Source organism: Marinobacter sp. M5B (assembly GCF_042604615.1).
Taxonomy (GTDB): Bacteria; Pseudomonadota; Gammaproteobacteria; order Pseudomonadales; family Oleiphilaceae; genus Marinobacter; species Marinobacter salarius.
The window spans coordinates 1561641-1583278 of record NZ_CP156894.1; the positions used below are offsets into that span (position 1 = coordinate 1561641).

The window sequence follows — 21638 nt, forward strand, 5'->3', positions numbered from 1 at the left end:
GAATGTTCATGTCAGAAAGCGTTCTTCATTCACGGCGTCGATTTGTTCCGGACGCAGGTGTTGCTCTGCGTATCGGCGGTAGATACCTGTCTGGACGAACAACTGGAACACCGCCCGGTCGATGTGTCCGTCATTCACCATTCTCTGCATGATGGCCAGGGATTCGGTCAGTGTCTTGCCCTCCTTGTAGGGGCGGTCCACGGCGGTCAGCGCCTCGAAAATATCCGCCACCGCCATGATCCGCTCGGGAATGCCCATGTCGTCTGCGTTCAGCCGGCAGGGGTAACCTTGTCCATCCATGCGTTCATGGTGGGTGCCTGCCAGGTGGGGCACGTTCGCAAGTCTGTCAGGCAGGGGCAGGGCGTCCAGCATGCAGATGGTCTGTACGATGTGGTCGTTGATCCGGAAGCGTTCCTCGGGGGTCAGGGTTCCTTTTGCCACGGTCAGGTTGTGGAGCTCACCCTGATTAACGGCATGTTCTGGAAGTGTCATGTCGAATCCCCACCGGTTTCGTGGGTCGTCTTTGGCAACGGGTGGTTTGTGTTCACCCCAGGGACGAAGGTGGCCGGGTTTGTCTGCCAGCAGAGGTTCTGTAGCAGGTGGCGTCTGCTCCGGTGTGCCAGTCAAAACCTGCTTTTCGTCGCCGGACAATCCCAGCCTGTCACTGAAATGACGCACCCAGGTGCGTTGGCCGATCTGTCGGATGTGCTCTATGTCGTCCTCCGACATGAATTCGCCACCAGTGTTGGCGTTGGCGACTGCGCGAAAGGCTTCCTGCAGCTCTTCCTGTTCCCGATCCCGGTCGGTTTCCGCCTGCTGAGAACTCTCGCCAGCCAGTTGCCTTTTCAGGCACCGGATCTCCGCATCCCGATGCAGAACTTCAAAGCGGGTGCGAATCTCATGGATGCGGTTGTAGATCGTTTCCAGTTTGACGGCCTTGTCCACCACATGCTCGGGGCTGGTGATCTTTCCACAATCGTGAAGCCACGCTGCCAGGTGGAACTCGTAGCGCTCGTCGTCGTTCATGGTGAAGTTGGCAAAGGGTTCTGCGGGGCTCTGGATGGCTTCATCGACCATCATCTGGGCGAGTTTTGGTACGCGGTCGCAGTGGCCACCCGTATACGGTGACTTGGCATCAATGGCGTTGGCAACCAGGCGAATGATGCCCTCAAGCAACGCCTGCTGGCTTTCAATCAGTTCACGGGTTTCGATCGCAACGGCGGCGGAGCCGGCGATCTCATCGACGAATACGATCAGGTCGTCGCTGAGGTGGGTGTGCTCACCATGCTCCATTTCGATAACGAGGGCCCCAATCAACTGTTTGCGCCGGTTTCTGAGAATGGCGAATACCGGATGGCCGGAAAGGGCGTTACGGAGTGCCCTTATCACGTCGTTGTCGTCGTCCTTGGCGTTGACGCCGGTGATGGTCTCCGGCGGGTGTATGTCGCGGTCCACGGAAAGCCTGAGTTCGCTGTTCTGACGGCTCATCAGGTAGATAGCACCCCGGGTCTGCCCGAGGATGTGAACGATCTGTTCGAGGATATCCTGCAAAAGGCTATCCAGATCCTGACCCCGATTGAGTGCGGTCGCAATGCTTTGGAAGCTGCGGATCGTACTGGCCATATCGTCCAGGGCGACGCTGAGTTGACGCGCTTCGCGAATATGGGAATCAACGGAAACGGACGTGTCGAAACGAAAACGGGAGAGTGCCCCCACCCGGCGTGTCAGCAATTCCAGTGGCCTACCCACACGACGGCCCAGGAACCAGCCGATGACCAGCAACAGAAGTGCGATAGCACTCGCCAGGATAGTCTGACGGGTCAAAGCTGCCCAAACATCAGCCAATAGTTCGTCGGCGGGAATGGCCACGGCGATTTTCAGGTTCTCCTGGTCCAGGGACTCAAGGGGCTCGGTCATGCCGTACCAGTCCCGGTTTTCAGTGGTAAAGCGGTTTACCAATTCACTCGTGGCTTGCATGCCATCGCGTTCCAGGACGGCGTTGATGGCTCCGTCATTCAGCCCCTGTGGCTTTGTTGTGTTGGATGTTGTTCCGCTGTTGGTGGTATCAGGCCCTGTGTAGGCCAGGGGGGAACCCTCGGCATTGACGATGGCAATCCGGGTGCCGGGCGTCTGCCGCAGTTCGGCCAGCTGCGTACCCAGGTCGGTAACAGTTACATCGATGCCAAACACGGTATTGTTGTCCATCCCCTTCGCATTGGCTTGCCGTCGGGAAAGCGTCAAACCGGTTTCACCCGTGGTAAAGAAAACATAGGGCGCGGTCAGTTCCGTCGTACCGGAGGCATCAGCGAGCTCGTACCAGCCACGATCTCTGGGATCAAAGCGGTAGTCGGAAGGCGTGCGGCGTTCCAGAAGGGTGCGGCTGGCATCGTAGAAGTGCCATATGGGTTGCGGCCTTCCATCCTCGGCCCTGGTGATGGACTGGAGCAGGTACTGCGCATTGGTGGGGGCGTCAGGAAACTGCATGGCGCCAGAGCTACGTATCTTGCGTAGCAGGAAAAAATCGCCGTTGTCATAGCCAGCGTAAACGGCACTGACGATGTCGCTGCTATCGAGAATGTCTGCGACAACCGGCATCCGGACCAGGCGTTGTTGCAATGTATCGGCGACGGCCAAAGGGTCATGGCTGAGGACCGCGAGGGCGGTTGACGGCGGGCCTGTGATGGCGCGGATCCGGTCATCTACACTGACGGCAAGCTGGCGGGCCGTGGCGCTGGCGGCAGTTATTTTGGCGCTTTCCATGCCGCGAAAGCTTTGCCCGACCAGTACAATGGTGAGTGCCAGCATGCCGAGGGTGATTGTAGAGGCAATCAGAAAGGCAAGCGATACCTGTGCGGACTGGCGGTTCCGACGCATGGTTCATCCTTAAACGGTGGTCTGGCGTAGCGAAGCGCAGGGGACTGCACTGCCCTAAGGGTAGACGTTAAACTCCCGGTTTTCCTGATCATACGGTGAACGCGTAATGACCATGGATTTGTTCGAGTCATCTTCATCAGAGCCCTGGGTCGAGCCGCTCTGCGACGGGGCAGTTGTTCTTCGCCGTTTTGCCCGGGCCGACGCCAGCCGATTGCTGGAGGCGATTTCAGTCGTGGCGGAACAGGCCCAGTTTCGGCAAATGCAGACACCCGGTGGCCACGCCATGTCGGTGGCGATGACTTGTTGCGGAGACTGGGGCTGGGTGACCGATGCGGGCGGTTATCGGTATCAGCAAACCGACCCGCTTTCGGGGGAACCCTGGCCTTTGATGCCGGCCGTGTTTCGGTCCCTGGCGGGAAAGGCAGCAAGCGCGGGGGGCTACTCGGGGTTTGAGCCGGACGCCTGCCTGGTGAACCGCTATGCACCTGGCGCCAAAATGGGGCTCCATCAGGACAAAGACGAGGACGACTTCGATCAGCCGATCGTTTCTGTGTCCCTGGGCACGCCGGCAATGTTCCAGTTCGGAGGCGCCCGGCGCAGTGACCGGCCGCAGCGAGTGCCACTTGAGCATGGTGATGTTGTGGTCTGGGGCGGCCCGGCGCGGCTCCGCTACCATGGCGTGTTAACGCTCAAGCAGGCACTGCATTCGCTGACGGGCGCCTGCCGTTACAACCTGACGTTTCGCCGTGCGCGGTAATGGTGGGTGATGGCACCCTCAAGCGTGGTGGTCAAACGCTGTAGCAACTCCCCGCTGTGTCGCCAGAAGTGCCAATAGAGGGGCACCTTCAGCTCATGACCCGGTGCAAGATTGACCAGGCCCCCATTGTCCAGCCAATGACTGGCCTGGATTTGCGGAATCATGCCGTAGCCCATGCCGGCCCTGGCAAGCTGGACGAAACCTTCGGAGGAGGGGCACAAATGGTAGGGGAAACGGCCGTGGTAGCCACAGCCGGCCATGAATCGGTGCTGTAGCTGGTCGTTGGGGCCAAATACAATAGCCGGAGAGGTGGCGAAAGCTTCTGGTGTGATGCCATCCGGAAAAAACTGGCGAACATACTGTGGGGTCGCCAGCGGCATGTAGGTCATTTCCCCCAGTGCCACGCAACGCCCGCCAGCAATGGGCTGGCTGCTGCTGCACAGACAGGCGGCGACATCGCCATCGCGCATTCGCTTCAGGCCTACGTCCTGGTCCTCAATAACCAGATCGAGCAATAAACCCTCCCGGCTGCAGAACTCCCCAACCACAGCGGCCCACCAGGTGGCCAGGCTGTCGGCGTTGATAGCGATACGCAGGCGGGTGGTGTCCTCGGCAAGGGCGGGTATGGTTTTGCGCAGGTCCCTTTCCAGAAGCTGTACCTGCTGGAAGTGGTTCAGTAGCTTGTTCCCGGCCGGCGTTGCCTGCAGTTCCGGGTGCCGGACCAGAACCGGCTGGCCCAGGCGTACTTCAAGTGACTTGATGCGTTGTGATACGGCGGATTGCGTGAGCCCGAGTATCTCCCCGGCACGCTCAAACCCACCGTTCTCGATCACCGCGGCAAGTGCCTGCAGAAGCTTGTAATCCAACATAAGAAATATTCATGGGATATAAGGTTTATGATTTTTAAGTATAGCCCTTACCCCTTAAGCTTCCAGCAAATTCGGAGGGAAATATGCTGACAAGTTATCTGACAGGGCTGCTGGTGTGCGGCGGCATCATCATTGCGATTGGCGCTCAGAACGCCTACATCCTGGGGCAGGCGATTCGCCGGGAACATCATTGGTATTGCGCTGGCATTTGCATGACGGCGGATATCTTGCTGTTCACGGCAGGCATGTTCGGCGTTAACGCCGCGTTGATGGCCGTGCCTGAAGCGCTGGACGTGATGCGCTGGTTGGGTGTGGCGTTCCTCAGCTGGCTGGCGTTGCTGGCCTTCGCTCGTGCTGCGAAAGGACGTGATGCCCTGGATGCCAGGAAAGCGGATGTTTCGAGCCTGCGGACCGTGGTGTTGACCACCCTGGCGGTAACGCTACTGAATCCCCAGGTGTATCTGGATACCTTGTTGCTGATCCCTGCCATCGGCGCGCAACAGGCCAGCCCGCTGGTGTTTGTGGCTGGCGCCAGCAGTGCGTCTGTCATGTGGTTCTGCCTGCTGGCGTTCGGCGGGGCGGCGCTTTCCCCCTGGTTGTCGAGCCCCATGTCCTGGCGGTTCATTGATGGCGCCATTGGTTCCATGATGGCGATCATTGCCTTTCACCTCGCCAGCAACGGCCTGTCCGGGCCGGTGGCGTAAACAGGGCCCGGTCTCCGGGCCCGCCGGTTACTTTTCCAGCACCGTTCTGGTATGCTTCGCCGCCTTTAATTCGCAGCTTATGAACGTACCTTAATGAACGTCCCCACGACAGTTACGACGATCACTCCGCCCTAGCGTCCTGTGCTTCCAGGTTTACGTCCTGATTGAACTCCGGTAGTCACCTCATGAGGACTACAACCGGTTTTTACGTCCCGAATTTGCCCTCTCTGACTGGATACCAACGATATGGTGAACAAGCTTAAGGCCGACTGGCTTTCCAATATACGCGGCGATTTGCTTGCCGGCATTGTGGTGGCGCTGGCGTTGATTCCCGAAGCCATCGCTTTTTCCATTATCGCCGGTGTGGACCCGAAAGTGGGTCTGTATGCCTCGTTCTGTATTGCGGTGGTGATAGCCTTCGTCGGCGGCCGCCCCGGTATGATCTCCGCCGCGACAGGCGCTATGGCGCTGTTGATGGTGACTCTTGTAAAGGAGCACGGCCTGGAGTATCTGCTTGCAGCTACGCTGCTGACCGGGTTGCTGCAGATCGGCGCTGGCTATCTGAAACTCGGCGGCCTGATGCGCTTTGTGTCCCGTTCCGTGGTGACCGGGTTTGTGAACGCGCTGGCTATCCTGATCTTTATGGCGCAGTTGCCAGAACTGACTAATGTCACCTGGCACGTTTATGCGATGACCGCTGCCGGACTGGGTATCATTTACCTGTTTCCACTGGTGCCGGTCGTCGGCCGCATACTGCCATCGCCTTTGATCTGTATTGTCTCGCTGACCATCGTCGCGATGGTCTACAACATCGATATCCGCACGGTCGGTGATATGGGGCAACTGCCGGATACGCTTCCGATTTTCCTGTGGCCAGACGTGCCGCTGAACCTTGAAACCCTAATGATCATCCTGCCTTACTCCGTCGGTCTGGCCATTGTTGGCCTTCTGGAATCCATGATGACCGCCACCATTGTGGACGACCTCACGGACACAACCAGTGACCGTAACCGGGAGTGCAAAGGGCAGGGCGTTGCCAATATCGGTTCTGGCCTCCTGGGCGGCATGGCCGGCTGCGCGATGATTGGCCAGTCCATTATCAACATCAAATCCGGCGGCCGAACCCGGCTTTCCACGCTGACAGCGGGTGTATTCCTGCTGGTTCTCGTGCTGGTGCTGGATCAGTGGCTGGTACAGATTCCAATGGCGGCCCTCGTAGCCGTGATGATCATGGTGTCCATCGGTACCTTCAGCTGGGCGTCGATCAAGAACCTGAAAGAGCACCCCCTGTCCACCAATATTGTGATGGTGGTGACCGTTATTGTCGTCGTCGCCACGCACAACCTTGCCTTCGGCGTGCTGGCAGGCGTGCTTCTGGCGGCCCTGTTCTTTGCCAACAAGGTGGGCCATTACATGCTGGTGACGTCCGACTTTGATGAGGCGACAGATACCCGCACCTACAATGTTGTCGGTCAGGTGTTCTTCAGTTCCTCGGAAAAATTCACGGAATCCTTTGATTTCAAGGAAGCAGTGGATAATGTGGTGATTGACCTGACCCGGGCTCACTTCTGGGACATTACGGCAGTGGGCGCTCTGGACAAGGCCGTTATCAAGTTCCGTCGCGAAGGTGCGGAGGTGGAGATTATCGGGCTGAATGAAGCCAGCGCCACCATTGTTGACCGCTTTGGGGTGCACGATAAACCCGACGCCGTTGACCAGTTGATGGCGCACTGATATGACACAAGCCAAGGAATTCAAAGACGTAACCGGTCAGAATAACAACCACAAGGATCACCAAGGCGAGGTTGAAATGCTACGAGTAGTTGCCTGTATCGACGGCTCCCGGGCTGCACCGGCGGTGTGTGATTACGCTGCCTGGGCCAGCAAGCACATGGAAACCCCGATGACTCTGCTGCACGTTCTCGACGAGGAACGCTATCCAACAGAGCCGGACCTGGCTGGTAGCATTGGCTTGGGAAGCCGTGAACAGCTGATGGATGAGCTTGCCGAGCTTGACCGCAAGCGTTCCAAGCTGGCCCTGGAACACGGCCATCACATGCTCGATGAGGCAGAACACCGGGTGAAGGAACAGGGCATTGACGGCGTGATCAAGCGCCAGCGCCATGGGGATCTGACGGAATCCTTGCTGGCCCTGGAAAACCAGACCCGTCTGCTGGTCATGGGGCTGCACGGTGAGAGCAGTTCAGACCGTGACGTACATGTGGGCAGCCAACTGGAAACGGTGATTCGTAGTGTCCACCGCCCGATTCTTCTGGTTCCGGACGAGTACGAGCAGCCAAAGAGCGCCATGCTGGCTTTTGACGGCAGCGCCACGGCGTTCAAGGGCGTGGAACTTCTGGCGGGTAGCCCGGTACTGAAAGGCATGCCGATTCATCTGGTGATGATTGGAGCGGACACCAATGACCGCTGGGAACAGCTCAAGAAAGCAGAGAAGATGCTGGGTGACCTTGGCTCCGACATCACCCTGGCGATCCGCGCCGGGGATGTAGAGCCAACGCTCCACGCCTACCAGGAAGAACACGACATCGACATCCTGGTAATGGGTGCCTATGGCCATTCACGAATTCGACAGTTCCTGGTGGGAAGCACCACAACCACCATGCTGAAAACGGCGAAAAAGCCGCTGGTGATCCTGCGCTAATGCTGAACCAGCGGCGCTCTGTTGCCGGGCTGATGTCGGCCCGCTACTTTCTGTCGGGGCTGCTAGTGCTGCTGGTGTTGCTGACAGGCTGTGCCGGCAGTTTGCCGCCGGCCACTCATTCCGGAGCCGAAACCGCCGTGTTGACTGACGACAGTTTCCTTTCCAGCCAGTCCCGGCAACGGCTGGCTGACGCGAACGGTCAATCCGGTTATTACCTGCTGGATTCTGGTCAGGACGCCTTCCTATACCGAGCCGCTATGATTGAGGCGGCTGAACACCGTATTGATGCTCAGTACTACATCTGGAACCGTGATGACTCCGGACTGCACCTGGCCGGCCGGCTGTTACTCGCAGCGGACCGTGGTGTTAAGGTCCGGCTGCTGCTGGATGACTTTAACGCCGAGGGGATCGGCGAATTGTTTGCTTCCCTGGATACCCACCCAAATATTCATATTCGCATCTTCAACCCAGCCAGAAACCGCAGTGGCTGGGGCCGATGGGTATCGTTCCTGATGGATTTCCAGCGAATAAACCGCCGAATGCACAACAAAACATTTGTGGTTGACGGGACTGCGGGCATTGTCGGTGGTCGCAACATTGGTGATGAATATTTCGGCTTCGATGAGAGCCGCTATTTCAGGGATCGCGATGTCCTTGCCCTGGGGCCGGTGGTTGAGGGTATGGCGGATAATTTCCAGGCTTACTGGAGCAGCCCCTGGGCTTACCCCGCTTCCGATCTATACACATCCATGCCTACTGGCGCGGAGTTGGCCGAGACGCTGGAGGGGCTTCGGCAGCAGGCTATCGCACAACCCCGGCTTCCCATCTCTGCCCCCACCGGGGCGGAACAGGGCAGGTCTGAACTGACCAGCGTGTTCAGCCGAATGACGATTGCTCAGGGGGAACTGGTGTTTGACCCTCCCCCTGAACATATGGACGCGCCATCCGAGACACCCAAACGGAGCGCACTGGCGTTGCAACGCCTGGCGCAGACAGCCACCAGGGAAATCCTGATCGAGTCCGCCTACCTCATTCTTGCCAGGGAACAGTTACAGGCCCTGGGGGCCAACGAGCGCCCGCAACTGGAGGTTGCCGCGCTGACTAACTCACTGGCCTCAAACGACCTGGTCACCAATCATGCCGGTTACGCCCGCTGGCGCCCCTACATGCTGGAGCAGGGCATAGACATCTACGAACTCAAGCCCGATGCTGAAGCTTGCCGGCAATGGCTGAGTGACGACGCCTTCTGCGCCACGGGTGAGGTCAGCCTGCACTCCAAGTCTGTGGTTTTTGATCGCAGCACCCTGGTGGTGGGGTCTTTCAATGTCAACCTTCGCTCCATCTACCTCAACGGTGAAACCGTTTTGATTATCCACAGTGCCGAGCTGGCAGAGCGTGTGGCGGCGGATATACGGCTGACCATGGAGCCCCGTAATAGCTGGGAGGTGGCCCTGGACGAGGACGGAGATCTTCAGTGGCGCAGCGGTGAAGCGGTGTTCACCAGCGAGCCGACCGTCCATTGGTGGCGCCGGGCGAAGTCCGGGTTTTTGTCTTGGTTACCTGTCGAGAAATATCTCTAGCACACCAGCATGCATTTTTGTCTTAGAGTAGATACGTCCTCAAGGGCATCCAGAGCCCCATGGCGATCATAATCAGGTTTTCCGTGAGAGAGACGAAACCAAGGGGGACATTACTGTTACCCCCTACGCAGGCGCATTTCAGCTCCCTGCGGTCGATGTAAACCGCCTTAAATACTGACACGGCACCTACGGTGCCGATAAATAGCGCCACCGGAGCTGCTAACCATATCAGCGCACCTCCCAGCATCAGGATGCCCGCAAAGGTTTCGCCAAAGGGGTAAAGGTAGCCATAACCAACCTGCTTCTGCGCCAGTAGGTCATAGTTGAGGAACATGGTGCTGAAACTCTCCACATCCTGCAGTTTTTGCAGCCCTAGAAGGATCATGGCAATGGCCACGAACTTTTCTATGGTTATTAGTGAGAACACCGCACTGTTGAAAAGCCACATGATGGCAACGGCCATCAGCAGAGCCGTGCCGAAAATGGCGATCACCGGCTGGTAACTGGTCTCGGTATCCGGATCGTCGAGCTCGAAATATTCACGAAGCTCATCATAACCGCCGATGCGATGGCCATCGATAAAGGCTTGGGGTGTGGTACTTACATTGTGCTTTTTCTGGAAAGCATCGGTTTCTTCCCGAGTGGTCAGATGATGATCCTCTACCCGATAGCCCTTGCGTTTGAGCAGGAATTTGCTCTTCAGGCCAAACGGACACAAGTGTTCCGACATGACCATGCGGTAAAGTTGGGCAGACTTGCTTTGGTCGTTGTCAGCCATAGTGCTGCGCTCCTCCATCTGGGAATGGTCGCCCTGATAACACCACAAACAGGGACCAAAGGATTTATCATCAGGCTAGCAGGTTCAGGAAGGCTTCAACGAGCAGTAGACGTTACACTGCGGTAATAAGACTTATGAGTTGTCAGGCAGTGTTCCCAGCTGCCACACCAGACGCCCACGCCCACTGGAAGTTATGTCCGCCTAGGTGCCCCGTCACATCTACCACTTCACCAATAAAGTACAGGTCAGACCTGTCCAGAACGGCCATGGTTTTGGAGGATAGCTGACGGGTATCCACGCCGCCGAGGGTTACTTCCGCCGTTCGATAGCCTTCGGTGCCGGCAGGTTTGATGGTCCATTGGTCCAGGGCGCGGGCCACCTGTTCTAGGTCGCTGTTCTTATAGCCCTGCAGTGGGCCGGCCCAGCCGTGAACGTCGTTCAGGGCCTGGGCGAAGCGTTTGGGCAGGTGTTGTGCAAGGTATTGGGCCACCGTGGATTGCGGTTTTGATTTACGCAGGTGGTGCAGGTCCTGTTCTACGTTGGTGGCGGGCAGCATATTGACGCTCAGCCTGTCGCCGGGGTGCCAGAAGCTGGAAATCTGCAGCATCGAAGGGCCACTAAGCCCGCGGTGGGTGACCAGCATCGGTTCGCGGAAATGTTCGTTGTTGCAATGCACATCCACAGGGCAACTGACGCCCGACAGCGGGGCCAACTGTTCCTTCAGCTCCGGGTGCAGGGTGAAGGGCACCAGCCCTGCCCGGGTGGGCAGTATGGCAAGCCCGAACTGTTTCGCAATATCGTAGCCAAAGCCGGTTGCGCCCATGGTGGGGATGGACAGCCCACCGCAGGCGATGACCAGGGATTCGCAGGTCAGGGTGCCGCTGCTGGTTTGTAGCTGATAGCCGTGATCGACACCGCTGATTGTATTGACGCTTGTCTTGAGCCGTACTTCTGCGCCCGCCCATTCACATTCGGTCAGCAGCATGTTGAGGATGTCCTTGCTGCTGTCTTTGCAGAAAAGCTGGCCGGCGGCTTTTTCTTCGTGCTCAATACCGTGACGCTCAACCAGGTCCAGGAAGTGCTGGGGGGTGTAGCGTTTTAACGCTGAGATGCAATAGTGGGGGTTGTCCGAGAGGAAGTTGGCCGGCGTGCTGTTGAGGTTGGTGAAGTTGCAGCGGCCACCGCCGGACATAAGGATCTTCTTGCCGGGTTTGTTGGCGTGGTCGATCAACAGCACACTGCGGCCACGGTAGCCTGCGGTAAGAGCGCACATCAGGCCTGCGGCGCCGGCGCCTATGATGATGACGTCGTAGTTCTGGGTTGTCATGATTTGAAGTTACAGTGTTGGCTCTGGGAGTTCCGGCGCAGTATACATTTTTGCGAAGACGTTAGGGCAGTTGCACGGAACCTTCCATATAAAACGCTGCCTGGCCCGCAATGGCGACGCGGTTGCCCTTCAGTTCACACCGCAGAACGCCGCCTCTGGCGGACACCTGGCGTGCCAACAAGTGATCCTTGCCGAGCTTCTCGGCCCAGTAGGGCACCAGAATACTGTGGATTGAGCCGGTGACCGGGTCTTCATCAATACCGCCGCCGGGGGCGAAGTAACGGCTGACGAAGTCGCAGTCATTGCCAGGCGCAGTGATGATGACGCCCAGATTGCCAAGTTCCTTGAGCTTGCGGATGTCCGGCTGCGCGGTTTTTACCGCCGCTTCGTCTCCGAGGACGATGAGATAGTTGGTGTCTTTGGGGACAAAAAACGACGTGTTCGGGCAGTCTTCCAGGGCTTCCAGAATCAGGCCGGGTGTCGGGCGTTCCTCAAAGCCCAGATTAGGGAAGTCCAGTTCCAGCCAGCCGTCGTCGGTCTGTTTCACTCCCAGGGGGCCGCTTTTGGACTGGAATCGGATTTGTTCCTTTTGCCACCCGAGCTTGTTGAATAGGACCCAGGCGCTGGCGAGGGTGGCGTGACCGCATAGCGGCACTTCAGTGCCTGGAGTGAACCAGCGTATGTGGAAGTCTTCGTCCGCTTCCTCGGGTAAGGGCACCAGAAAGGCTGTTTCCGAGAGGTTATTTTCCAGTGCCAGTTTCTGCATGGCGTCGTCCGGCAGCCACTCTTCAAGCGGCATGACGGCCGCGGGATTGCCGCTAAAAACCTGACTGGCGAAGGCGTCGACCTGATATATCGGTAGTGTTTTCATTCCCTTTCCTTTCGCGAGATTCGATGGATGATAGCCAGAGTCACCATTCTCCGTTTATGCAGACAACCATAACAGATTCAGATATTGTGATTTTGGACCGGTACAGGCTTTTCTGTGTGACATCTGTACTGGTGAGAATCTGTTTGATCTGTACTGCAGCCATTCTGGATTGATCTGGCAGGATGAAGCGATGGGCATTCTCTATAATCAGGTAGCAGACCAGTTACACGCATTGATTCGCGATGGGGTTTATCGCGAAGGCGAGCGGCTGCCTGGCGTTCGGGCGCTCAGCCGCCAGTTTGGCGTAAGCGTTTCAACGGTGCTTCAGGCCCACCAGACGCTGGAGGCCCGAGGCTACCTCGAAGCGCGGGAGCGCAGTGGCTATTTTGTGCATCTGCCCAGGCGGGATACGCCGGAACCGGTGATGCAGAAGCACAAGGCCAAGCCAGTTCCGGTGAGTGCCCGTGACATGGCCCTTGACCTTTGTGCTGATGAAGAGAAGCGCATGGTGCCTCTGGCCGCTGCTGTGCCACATCCCGATTTTTTGCCCGTGCGGCAGATCCAGCATGCCACCCTCTGGGCTGCGCGGCGTGGGCTGGAAACATTAGACTATGCCTTTCCCGGCAAGATCGAATATCGCCGTCAGGTGGCCCAGCGAATGGCGGCGTTGGGGATTATTACCACGCCCGACGACATTCTTGCCACCAACGGCGCCCAGGAAGCCATTATTCTTGCCCTGCAGGCGGTCACTTCGCCTGGGGATATCGTAGTTGTTGAGTCGCCGTCATTCCCGGGCATCCTCCAGGCGCTGGACGTAGTTGGGCTCCGGGTCATTGAAGTTCCCACGCATCCTTCGGAAGGGCTGAGCCTGGAGGGACTGGAGTTGGCGCTGGAACAATGGCCGGTGAAGGCATGCGTGGTGGTCCCCAATCACAGCAATCCCATGGGCGCGACGATGTCTGATCTTCGCAAGCAGCAGATGGTAAGGATGCTGGAAGCGGCGGGCGTTCCGTTGATTGAGGACGACATCTACGGCGACCTGTATTACGGCACCCATCGACCCAGACCGGCAAAGGTCTTTGACCGCACCGGCAACGTTATCTATTGCAATTCCTTCTCCAAGACCATCTCGCCCGGTTTGCGTCTGGGATGGATGATGCCGGGAAAATATCTGGCCGAGGCTAGCCAACAGAAGTATTTCAGCAACCTGGGCACCGCGAGCGTGCCGCAGCTTGCCGTGGCGCATTTCCTGGAGCAGGGCGGTTATGATCGTTACCTTCGTTCTGCCCGGCAACGCTATCGCGAGGCGACGGACCGTATGCGTGCGGCAGTAGGGCGCTCGTTTCCCGAAGGTACGGCCGTCAGCCGTCCCCAGGGTGGTTTCGTACTGTGGGTTCAGCTTCCTGGCACAGTGTCCGGTACAGAGGTGTTTCGCCGGGCGCGGGAGGAGAATATCAACGTGGCTCCGGGCCTGATGTTCTCTATCACAGACAAGTACGAAAATTGTCTGCGGCTGAACGGTGCCAACCCCTGGAGCGAGAGGGTTGAGCAGGCGATTGCGCGCCTCGGTGCTATTTCAACGGCTGTGGCGGCTGAGTCCCGGGCCTGACCCAGGCCTATTGCTGTCGCAGGCTCATCGGATCCAGCAGACCGATGGCAATCGCAATGCCTGTGACGTCCGGCACGCGCTCCACGCCCAGCCGTTTCATTACGCGCGCCCTGTACAAGTCAATTGTCTTCACGCCGATGTTCAGTTGTTCCGCTATTTCTCTGCTGGTGTATCCTTGTGCCAATGGCACGAATACATCCCGTTCCCGCCGTGTCAGAGAAGCAACCAGAGTGTCAGTATGCTGGTCTCCACGTTGTTGGCTATTGGCTTTCTGATGTTGCTGAAGAGCCTGCTGGACGCTGTCCAGGAGAAGTTGTTCGTTGAATGGCTTCTCAATGAAATCAAACGCCCCGGATTTGAAGGCGCGGACCACGATGGGCACATCCGCGTGTCCAGAGAGAAAGATGATGGGAAGTTGCGAGCCCCGTTTTTGAAGCTCTTCCTGAACGTTCAGGCCGCCGAGGCCGGGCATCCGTATGTCGAGGACTACGCAGCCGGTATGCTCCGGATTAACGGCGTTCAGAAATTGCCGTCCATCTGCATAAGGCTGCACATGTAGGCCAACTGACTCCAGCAGCCACTGGGTAGACTCCAGCATGCCGGCATCATCGTCTACAACATAAACAGTATGGGCTGAATCACTCATCCTGATCTGTCTCCCTGGGGTTGCCGGATTCATTCTTCTTGCAGTGAGGGGGCGGGAAGCGGCATATCAGTGTCAGGCCGCCACATTCCGCCGGTTGTGCATCCAGGAAGCCGCCATATCCCTCAATAATGGAGCGGCTCATGGAAAGTCCGAGGCCAAGCCCTTGAGGTTTGCTGGTATAGAAAGGCGTGAACATGTGTCGCATGCCTTCCTCGTCAAGGCCCGCTCCGTAGTCAGTCACCTTGATCAGGGTCTCCTGCGTTGGTGTTACGCAGGTTTCAATCTTAATGCGAGATGGGGCGCTGTCACCCTGTCGGGCTTCGGTATTGGCGTCGATACCGTTGCGAATCAGGTTGATCAACACCTGCTCGAGTAAGACCGGGTCGGCAGTGAGGACAGGGTTGAGCGGCGTCAGGTTCTCCTGGATGACGACATTATGCTTGTCGGCATCCCATTGGCACAGTCGCTTGACGTTGGTTACCGAGTCATTGATGTTAACCGGCGCGGTGCGTTGCTGCCCCTTGCGTAGAAAGGCCCTCAGTCGCTTGATGACTTCCGAAGCGCGGTTGGCATGATGGGTTATTCGTTGCAGACCGTCGTCCACCCGCTCAAGGCATTCCGGGTTCTCCTGAGCCAGTTTCAGATAGCGCTGGCTTGCACTGGCAAAGTTAACGATAGATGCCAGTGGCTGGTTCATCTCGTGGGCGATACTGGATGCCAGTTCGCCCAGTGTCGCCAGGCGGGCAGTGTGGGCGAGTTCTTCAGCCAGACGGCGGTTGTTTTCTTCGGACCTTACCCTTGCGGTTATGTCTCGCGAGACGCTGACGACCTCGATCACCGCTCCGGTGTAGGTTTCCCTGATCGCCCGGCTGGCAATTTCAAACCATCGCCTGCTGCCGTCCCTGTGAGTGATCTCAATGGTCATGGTGGCGTAGCCTTCGTCCCGAAGCCGGTTGCGGGCTTCTTCTACTTCGGCGCTGAACGCATTGCTTCGGAATACCTCTTCAAGAGGTTTCCCCCTCAGCTCCTCAGGCCAGTACCCCAATAGCCTCCAGGATGCCGGCGTGGCGTCAATGAACCTGCCGTCCGGTGCATGTCGGGAAATAAGATCTGTGGTGTTTTCGGTAATCAATCGGTACAGCCGGCTGGATCGGGTTGCCTCATCCAGTTTCCGGATATTGTCGGTGACATCCCGTCCCCGCGCCAGAACCTGGCGAGAGTCCTGGTCGGGAATGAAGGTCCATGACAGGGTGGCCGAATGCTGGCGACTCTCCACGCCTTCAATAGCACGTCCCTGGGTAAGGCAGGCATTGATCAGAGCTGAGAAATTGATTGGTAGCAGTCTGATCGGGTTGTCGGTTCCGGTCTCTGCGCACAGATCTTTCGCTGCCTGATTCTGGCCTAGCAGCTGGCTGTCGGAATCGAGTATAAGCCCCGCTTCAGGGTCGGAACTTGGCAGTTGGAAGGTTGTGATAGTGCTTCCTTGGTTATTTTTCATTTTAATATAGTATATATACTATAATACATTGGTGTAATTTCTAGTATTGTTGCTATAAAATAGTATCTCGATACCAGAGATTGTAGCCCTTTCAGTGGACTTCTTTAATACACCATAAGAATAATGACGCCTACAGGACCATAACAATGACATCAATTTTTGATCAGGGCCTCGAGCCAGTCAGCGCCAATCACTCTGTTCTTTCTCCCATCGACTTCATTGAGCGTACCGCCAGTGTGTACCCGGACTATCCGGCAGTCATACACGGAGCCATTCGCTATACCTGGGGACAGACCTATGAACGGTGTCGCCGACTGGCCTCTGCGCTTTCCAGCAGGGGCATTGGTCGTGGCGACACGGTGGCGGCGATACTGCCCAATATTCCGGCGATGGTGGAATGTCATTTTGGCGTTCCGATGATTGGGGCTGTGCTCAACACTCTTAACGTGCGACTGGATGCAGAGGCCATTGCTTTTATGCTGGAGCACGCTGAGGCCAAAGTGGTGGTGGCCGATCGGGAGTTCGGTAGCGTGGTTCGCGATGCAATCAGTCGTCTGGACTCAAAGCCATTGGTCATTGACGTTGACGATCCCGAATACGGTGAAGGTATCCAGGTGAGCGATCTGGATTACGAAGCGTTCCTTCAGGAAGGCGACCCGGAGTTCCAGTGGAACCTGCCCGAAAACGAATGGGATGCAATTTCACTGAACTATACATCAGGCACCACCGGCAATCCGAAAGGTGTGGTTTACCACCATCGTGGCGCTTATCTGAACAGCCTTGGCAATCAGGCCGTGTGGTCAATGGGCCAGCACCCCGTCTACCTGTGGACGCTTCCCATGTTCCACTGCAACGGCTGGTGTTTCCCCTGGACCGTCACAGCGATGGCAGGCACCCATGTGTGTCTACGGCGGGTGGACCCGGAGAAAATCCTCCAGCTGATTCGCGATCATCAGGTTACTCACATGTGCGGTGCGCCAATTGTGCTCAACGCTCTGTTGAATGTGCCAGAGTCTGCGAAAGCCGGGATTGATCACGAGGTGAAGGCGATGACAGCCGGTGCAGCCCCTCCTGCACAAGTTATCGGTGCCATTGAGGAAATGGGGATTGCGATTACCCATGTATATGGTCTCACCGAGGTATACGGCCCGGTGACAGTGTGTGCGTGGAAATCCGAGTGGGATGAGAAAACGCTGGATGAGCGAGCCACGATCAAAGCACGTCAGGGCGTTCGTTATCACACGCTGGCAGGCACGATGGTAGGTGAGCCCAGCACCATGGAGCCGGTACCCAAAGACGGTAAAACCATTGGCGAGATCTTCCTGCGCGGTAACACCGTAATGAAGGGTTATCTGAAGAACCCCAAGGCCACTGAGGAAGCCTTTCGCGGCGGTTGGTTCCACACCGGTGATCTGGCTGTGTGGCACGAGGACGGTTATATGGAGATCAAGGATCGTCTGAAGGACATCATCATTTCGGGGGGCGAGAATATTTCCACCATTGAGGTGGAAGACACTCTGTATCGCCATCCGTCGGTATTGGAGGCAGCGGTGGTTGCGCGGCCAGACGCCAAATGGGGCGAGACTCCTTGTGCGTTTATCACCCTGAAGCCGGAAGCCAGCGAAGTGAGCGAGGAGGATCTGATCGACTTCTGCCGTGAACGATTGGCTCGCTTCAAGGTGCCCAAGACGATCGTATTTACTGACCTGCCAAAAACCTCAACCGGCAAGATCCAGAAATTCGTGCTGCGAGACCAGGCAAAAGAACTGGATTGATCTGGTGCTGTTATAGCCCGGCGACCGGGTCTGGAAACCGTTAACACAAAAACAACATGAGGTGCGGATGATTCCGCACCAGGAGACTTTTTATGCAAGTTTACCACCGTAAAAATGGGGAAGAGCAGCCATATTGGCCGGCTGGTCCCTTCAAGATTCGGCTGCCGTTTGTTCACTACCGCTGGGAGTTTGCCGAAATGGTGCAAGCGCTGATCATGTTCGTGGTCAGCCTTGCGATGATTCCGCTTCTGGAGAAATACCTCGGTGTGCCCTACGACGTTGCGCTTGCCTACGTGGTGATCTGTGGCATCGGTTTCATGTTGCCAGCGTTACTCGGTGTTCCATTGATACCGGGCTGGATCACGCCGGGCATCCCTGTAGTGCTTCTCTTCCTGGGTGACTACGAGCCGGGTCCGGAAGCCATTCAAGCGTTGTTTGCGCTGCAGTTCCTGGTGTTCATTATTTTTCTGGTGCTGGGGGTTACCCGCTTGGGTAGCAAGCTGGTGGAGCTGATTCCCCGTTCCATGAAAGGCGGCATTATTATTGGTGCCGGTATTGCTGCGCTGATGGGAGAGATTGAAGCCGGTGGACGGCTTGCGGAAACCCCTATCTCCCTGATAGTGGGTGGCTTGGTCTGCCTGTACCTGATGTTTTCGGTGTCCTTCAAAGGCTTCGTCGACACCAGCCATCTTGCCCGTAAAATCGCGAATTACGGCATGGTTCCGGGCATGGTTGTTGCCATTTTGGTGGGCTTTGCCACCGGTGAGTATGCCGTTCCAAATGTGGAGTGGGGAATCACCAAGCCGGCATTCGACGAGCTCTGGAACTACTTGCCGTTTACAGTTGGGTTTCCGGATGCCGAAGTATTCATGTATGCGATTCCGACAGCGGTGATTGCCTATGTCATTGCCTTTGGCGATATCGTGGTTGGCCAGTCATTGATGAATCGGGTAGACCACCTGCGAAAGGATGAGGACATCGACAACAGCATTGACCGGGCCCACCTGGTAACGGCCATTCGTAACGGTGGTCACGCATTCTTTGCGCCTTATCCTGGTCTTGCCGGCCCTATCTGGACTGCGGTTACCGCTACCATGGCTGAGCGCTATAAATACGGCCGCAACGCGATGGATTCTATCTACAGCGGCGGCGGTACGTTCTGGATCACTGGCTTCATCGCGTTATTTGTTTTGCCGTTGGTAAGCTTTTTTCAGCCAGTATTGCCGATTGCGTTGTCCCTGACCCTACTACTGACTGGTTACATCTGCCTGATGGTTGGCCTCGAACAACTGGAGAACAACACCGAGCGCGGTATCGCCGGTACCATGGGCGTGGTTCTGGCGGTTTACGGTGCGGGCTGGGGCCTGGCCACCGGAGCGGTTCTGTATTTCCTGATTGAGCGAACAAAACTCCTCGGATTTACATCCGACCCAGAAGCGCCGGGCGTTAAAGGCGCGGAAGAGCATTAAACCGACGGCCTCTTGGCTGTTCCGAAGCACTATACCCTTATGTGTCCTTGGAGGCATTGGCTCAGCCATGCCTCCTTTTTTTGACAACCTGTCATTTCGTGACAATTTGTCCAATTTTTTGGGTTGCCACCTTCCTTCCGTGTTGAATTCGGGTTTAAACTGAAGTCTCTGATCAATTTTCGTACGCGACGTTGCCGCTGTACGGTGAATGCCGCTCCATAATCACAATAACCCGGAGGCAGTCATGACCATCAGTTCCACGCCCGAAGGCGTTTCGGTTGCACCCCGACACATGCACTTCGATATTGCCGACGACCTCAAAACCCTGTGGCACGGCAATGACACCTTCCGCACGGCGTTCTTCAATGCGCTTTCGCTCCAGTTCCCCGATGGCGAGCAGCAGTTTATCAATGCGGTTCGGCTCTACCGGGACAAGGTGGACGATCCCAAGCTTAAGGAAGAGATTCGCGGGTTTATTGGCCAGGAGGCGCTGCATAGCCGGGAGCACAAGCACTACAACGAAGCGTTGAAGGCTCGTGGGTACAACATCGATGCCATTGATGAGCGATTCCGCAGGCATATGGCGTGGGTAGGCAACCTGCCGCCCAGTCGCCAACTGGCCGGAACCTGCGGTGCCGAGCATTATACCGCGGTGCTGGCGAATGCCATTCTCCGTCACCCGGAATGGATGGAAGGGGCCACACCGGACATGGAAAAGCTGTGGCGCTGGCACGCCATCGAGGAAACTGAGCACAAATCGGTGGCTTTCGACGTCTATCGACACTGCGTTGGCAATGAGCGTCTTCGCCGGATTGTATTCCTGTTTGTGACCTGGAATTTCTTCAAGTACACCTTCCTGAACACCTGCAGCCTGTTGAAAACCGACGGCAAGTTGTGGAGCCTCGGCACGTGGATCGGTGGTATTAACTTTCTATGGGGTAAACCGGGGGTGTTGCGCAAGTGCATGCCGGACTTCCTGGCCTATTTCCGCAAGGGGTTTCATCCGTGGCAACAGGATAACCGTGAACTGATCGAGAAAAACCTCAATGAACTTGAACTGAAGCCATCCGCTCGCTAGCAGGGTGCTGAAATATTGACCGCTTTGTGTAAGACTGGGCCTGCCAAAAACAATGACAATAAAGGGAAGCAACCGGCTGGAATAGCTTCCCATAGCTGGAGGCCCCATGCGCGTTGGTCTTATCGTTGATTCCGCCTGCGATCTGCCCTATGAGTTCAGTCGCAAGCACGATCTGTTTGTTCTGCCGGTCACGGCCGTTATTGATGGCCAGACCTACATCGACGAGCACGACCCGGTCAGGACCCAGGAATTCTACCAGAGCGGCCTGTTACAGAAGGGCCACCACGCCGAAACGCACGCCTTCTCCGCCGAACAGATCCACGACCTGTTCATGGAAAAAATTGTCACGGAATTTGACGTTGCCATCTGCGAAACGGTCACCCGGTCTCGCAGCCTGATTTTCCAGAATGCCACGGAAGCCATGAACAGTGTGATGGGGCACTATCATGAGGCCCGCCACGCCGCCGGGCGGGAGGGCAAATTCTCCATGCGGGTGATCGACAGCAAACAGATCTTTGCCGGCCAGGGGCTGCTGGCGGCTCACACCCTTCGCCTGATTGAGCAGAAGCTTTCGAAAAACGCCTTACGCAATGAAGTCGACACGTTCACCGACAGAATCTACACCTGCGTGATTCCCCGGGATTTGCACTATATCCGCGAACGGGCCCGTCGGCGTGGAGACAAGAGCGTGTCGGCACTGGTGGCGTTTCTCGGCAAGGCACTGAACATTACCCCGGTTATTTTTGGTCAGGGCGCTGAAGGACAACCTGTCGCCAAAACCCGGAGTTTCGACGTGGCAGTGGAAAAAGTGATGAACTATGCCACCGCGAGGGTCGAGGCAGGACTGTTGACGCCCTATGTCAGCCTTTCCTGCGGCCTGACTTGGACTGAAATCGAGGACCTTCCAGGATTGAATCGCCTGCGTGACGCCTGTGAGAAAAACGGTGTTGAGCTGTTGCTCTCCCAGATGGGCATTACCAGCAGCATCTACATCGGCCCCGGCAGCCTGTGCCTGGCGCTTGCCGCAGAACCCCACGAATTCAGCGATTTCCAGTAGCCGGGGCTAGCGGGCATCCCGGTAGCGCCTCGCGATTCTTGGCCCACTCGCACACCAAAGGCTGTATCTTCGGCAAACGCAGCC

General features: G+C 57.0%; 17 protein-coding genes. 10 read left to right on the plus strand and 7 right to left on the minus strand.

Annotated features, from left to right (window positions below; translation table 11 throughout):
* Positions 1 to 6 precede the first annotated feature (6 nt).
* A complete protein-coding gene (locus AAGD24_RS07080; RefSeq protein WP_379866973.1) occupies positions 7 to 2874 on the minus strand; it encodes an HD domain-containing phosphohydrolase in 2868 nt (955 codons plus the stop codon).
* A 106-nt stretch (positions 2875 to 2980) separates the two neighbouring features.
* Between AAGD24_RS07080 and alkB the strand changes: the two genes are divergently transcribed.
* Positions 2981 to 3631, plus strand: coding sequence for a DNA oxidative demethylase AlkB (gene alkB / locus AAGD24_RS07085; protein ID WP_379866975.1), 651 nt, complete (start codon positions 2981 to 2983; stop codon positions 3629 to 3631).
* Here alkB and AAGD24_RS07090 read toward each other — a convergent pair.
* Positions 3601 to 4500: a LysR family transcriptional regulator ArgP gene (locus AAGD24_RS07090; protein WP_036204537.1), complete on the minus strand. Its 900-nt coding sequence runs from the start codon at positions 4498 to 4500 to the stop codon at positions 3601 to 3603. The genes alkB and AAGD24_RS07090 overlap by 31 nt on opposite strands.
* An 83-nt stretch (positions 4501 to 4583) precedes the next feature.
* Here AAGD24_RS07090 and AAGD24_RS07095 point away from each other — a divergent pair, with 83 nt between their 5' ends.
* The 4 genes from AAGD24_RS07095 to AAGD24_RS07110 all read left to right on the plus strand — a co-directional run bounded on the left by AAGD24_RS07095 (position 4584) and on the right by AAGD24_RS07110 (position 9446).
* Entirely contained in the window at positions 4584 to 5204 is a 621-nt protein-coding gene (locus tag AAGD24_RS07095) for a LysE/ArgO family amino acid transporter (RefSeq protein ID WP_007151886.1), read from the plus strand.
* Between the two features lie 246 nt (positions 5205 to 5450).
* The gene (locus tag AAGD24_RS07100) at positions 5451 to 6938 is read left to right on the plus strand and encodes a SulP family inorganic anion transporter (RefSeq protein WP_036204539.1); all 1488 of its coding nucleotides are present in this window, start codon (positions 5451 to 5453) and stop codon (positions 6936 to 6938) included.
* 1 nt (position 6939) lies between these two features.
* On the plus strand, positions 6940 to 7866 hold the full coding sequence (locus AAGD24_RS07105; RefSeq protein WP_091641629.1) for a universal stress protein: 927 nt from the start codon (positions 6940 to 6942) through the stop codon (positions 7864 to 7866).
* Positions 7866 to 9446 carry a phospholipase D family protein gene (locus AAGD24_RS07110; protein ID WP_379866977.1) on the plus strand — a complete coding sequence of 527 codons (1581 nt, stop codon included), beginning with the start codon at positions 7866 to 7868 and terminating at the stop codon, positions 9444 to 9446. The genes AAGD24_RS07105 and AAGD24_RS07110 overlap by 1 nt, the downstream gene beginning before the upstream one ends.
* 22 nt (positions 9447 to 9468) lie before the next feature.
* On the opposite strand, the gene AAGD24_RS07115 is transcribed toward AAGD24_RS07110, so the two are convergent.
* The 3 genes from AAGD24_RS07115 to AAGD24_RS07125 all read right to left on the minus strand — a co-directional run bounded on the left by AAGD24_RS07115 (position 9469) and on the right by AAGD24_RS07125 (position 12422).
* Positions 9469 to 10224 carry a MauE/DoxX family redox-associated membrane protein gene (locus tag AAGD24_RS07115; protein WP_379866979.1) on the minus strand — a complete coding sequence of 252 codons (756 nt, stop codon included), beginning with the start codon at positions 10222 to 10224 and terminating at the stop codon, positions 9469 to 9471.
* 142 nt (positions 10225 to 10366) lie between these two features.
* Positions 10367 to 11551 (minus strand): NAD(P)/FAD-dependent oxidoreductase, encoded by a 1185-nt coding sequence (locus AAGD24_RS07120; protein ID WP_379866981.1) that lies wholly within the window; start codon positions 11549 to 11551, stop codon positions 10367 to 10369.
* Between the two features lie 61 nt (positions 11552 to 11612).
* Positions 11613 to 12422, minus strand: coding sequence for a PhzF family phenazine biosynthesis protein (locus AAGD24_RS07125; RefSeq protein ID WP_379866982.1), 810 nt, complete (start codon positions 12420 to 12422; stop codon positions 11613 to 11615).
* 190 nt (positions 12423 to 12612) lie between these two features.
* Between AAGD24_RS07125 and AAGD24_RS07130 the strand changes: the two genes are divergently transcribed.
* Positions 12613 to 14031, plus strand: a complete 1419-nt coding sequence (locus tag AAGD24_RS07130) for a PLP-dependent aminotransferase family protein (protein WP_379866984.1) — start codon at positions 12613 to 12615, stop codon at positions 14029 to 14031.
* Between the two features lie 7 nt (positions 14032 to 14038).
* Here AAGD24_RS07130 and AAGD24_RS07135 read toward each other — a convergent pair whose 3' ends face one another.
* Both AAGD24_RS07135 and AAGD24_RS07140 read right to left on the minus strand, forming a co-directional pair.
* Positions 14039 to 14677, minus strand: coding sequence for a response regulator transcription factor (locus tag AAGD24_RS07135; RefSeq protein WP_085681361.1), 639 nt, complete (start codon positions 14675 to 14677; stop codon positions 14039 to 14041).
* Positions 14670 to 16175 carry a sensor histidine kinase gene (locus AAGD24_RS07140; protein WP_085681360.1) on the minus strand — a complete coding sequence of 502 codons (1506 nt, stop codon included), beginning with the start codon at positions 16173 to 16175 and terminating at the stop codon, positions 14670 to 14672. The genes AAGD24_RS07135 and AAGD24_RS07140 overlap by 8 nt, the downstream gene beginning before the upstream one ends.
* A 146-nt stretch (positions 16176 to 16321) precedes the next feature.
* On the opposite strand from AAGD24_RS07140, the gene AAGD24_RS07145 reads away from it, so the two are divergent.
* The 4 genes from AAGD24_RS07145 (at position 16322) to AAGD24_RS07160 (ending at position 21554) form a co-directional block, all read left to right on the plus strand.
* Positions 16322 to 17950, plus strand: coding sequence for an acyl-CoA synthetase (locus tag AAGD24_RS07145; RefSeq protein WP_136633124.1), 1629 nt, complete (start codon positions 16322 to 16324; stop codon positions 17948 to 17950).
* A gap of 92 nt (positions 17951 to 18042) precedes the next feature.
* The gene (locus AAGD24_RS07150; protein ID WP_085681358.1) at positions 18043 to 19419 is read left to right on the plus strand and encodes a solute carrier family 23 protein; all 1377 of its coding nucleotides are present in this window, start codon (positions 18043 to 18045) and stop codon (positions 19417 to 19419) included.
* Positions 19420 to 19663: 244 nt separating this feature from the next.
* Positions 19664 to 20497, plus strand: coding sequence for a metal-dependent hydrolase (locus AAGD24_RS07155; protein ID WP_075195840.1), 834 nt, complete (start codon positions 19664 to 19666; stop codon positions 20495 to 20497).
* A 106-nt stretch (positions 20498 to 20603) separates the two neighbouring features.
* Positions 20604 to 21554 carry a DegV family protein gene (locus tag AAGD24_RS07160; protein ID WP_036204559.1) on the plus strand — a complete coding sequence of 317 codons (951 nt, stop codon included), beginning with the start codon at positions 20604 to 20606 and terminating at the stop codon, positions 21552 to 21554.
* The last annotated feature ends 84 nt before the right edge of the window (positions 21555 to 21638 follow it).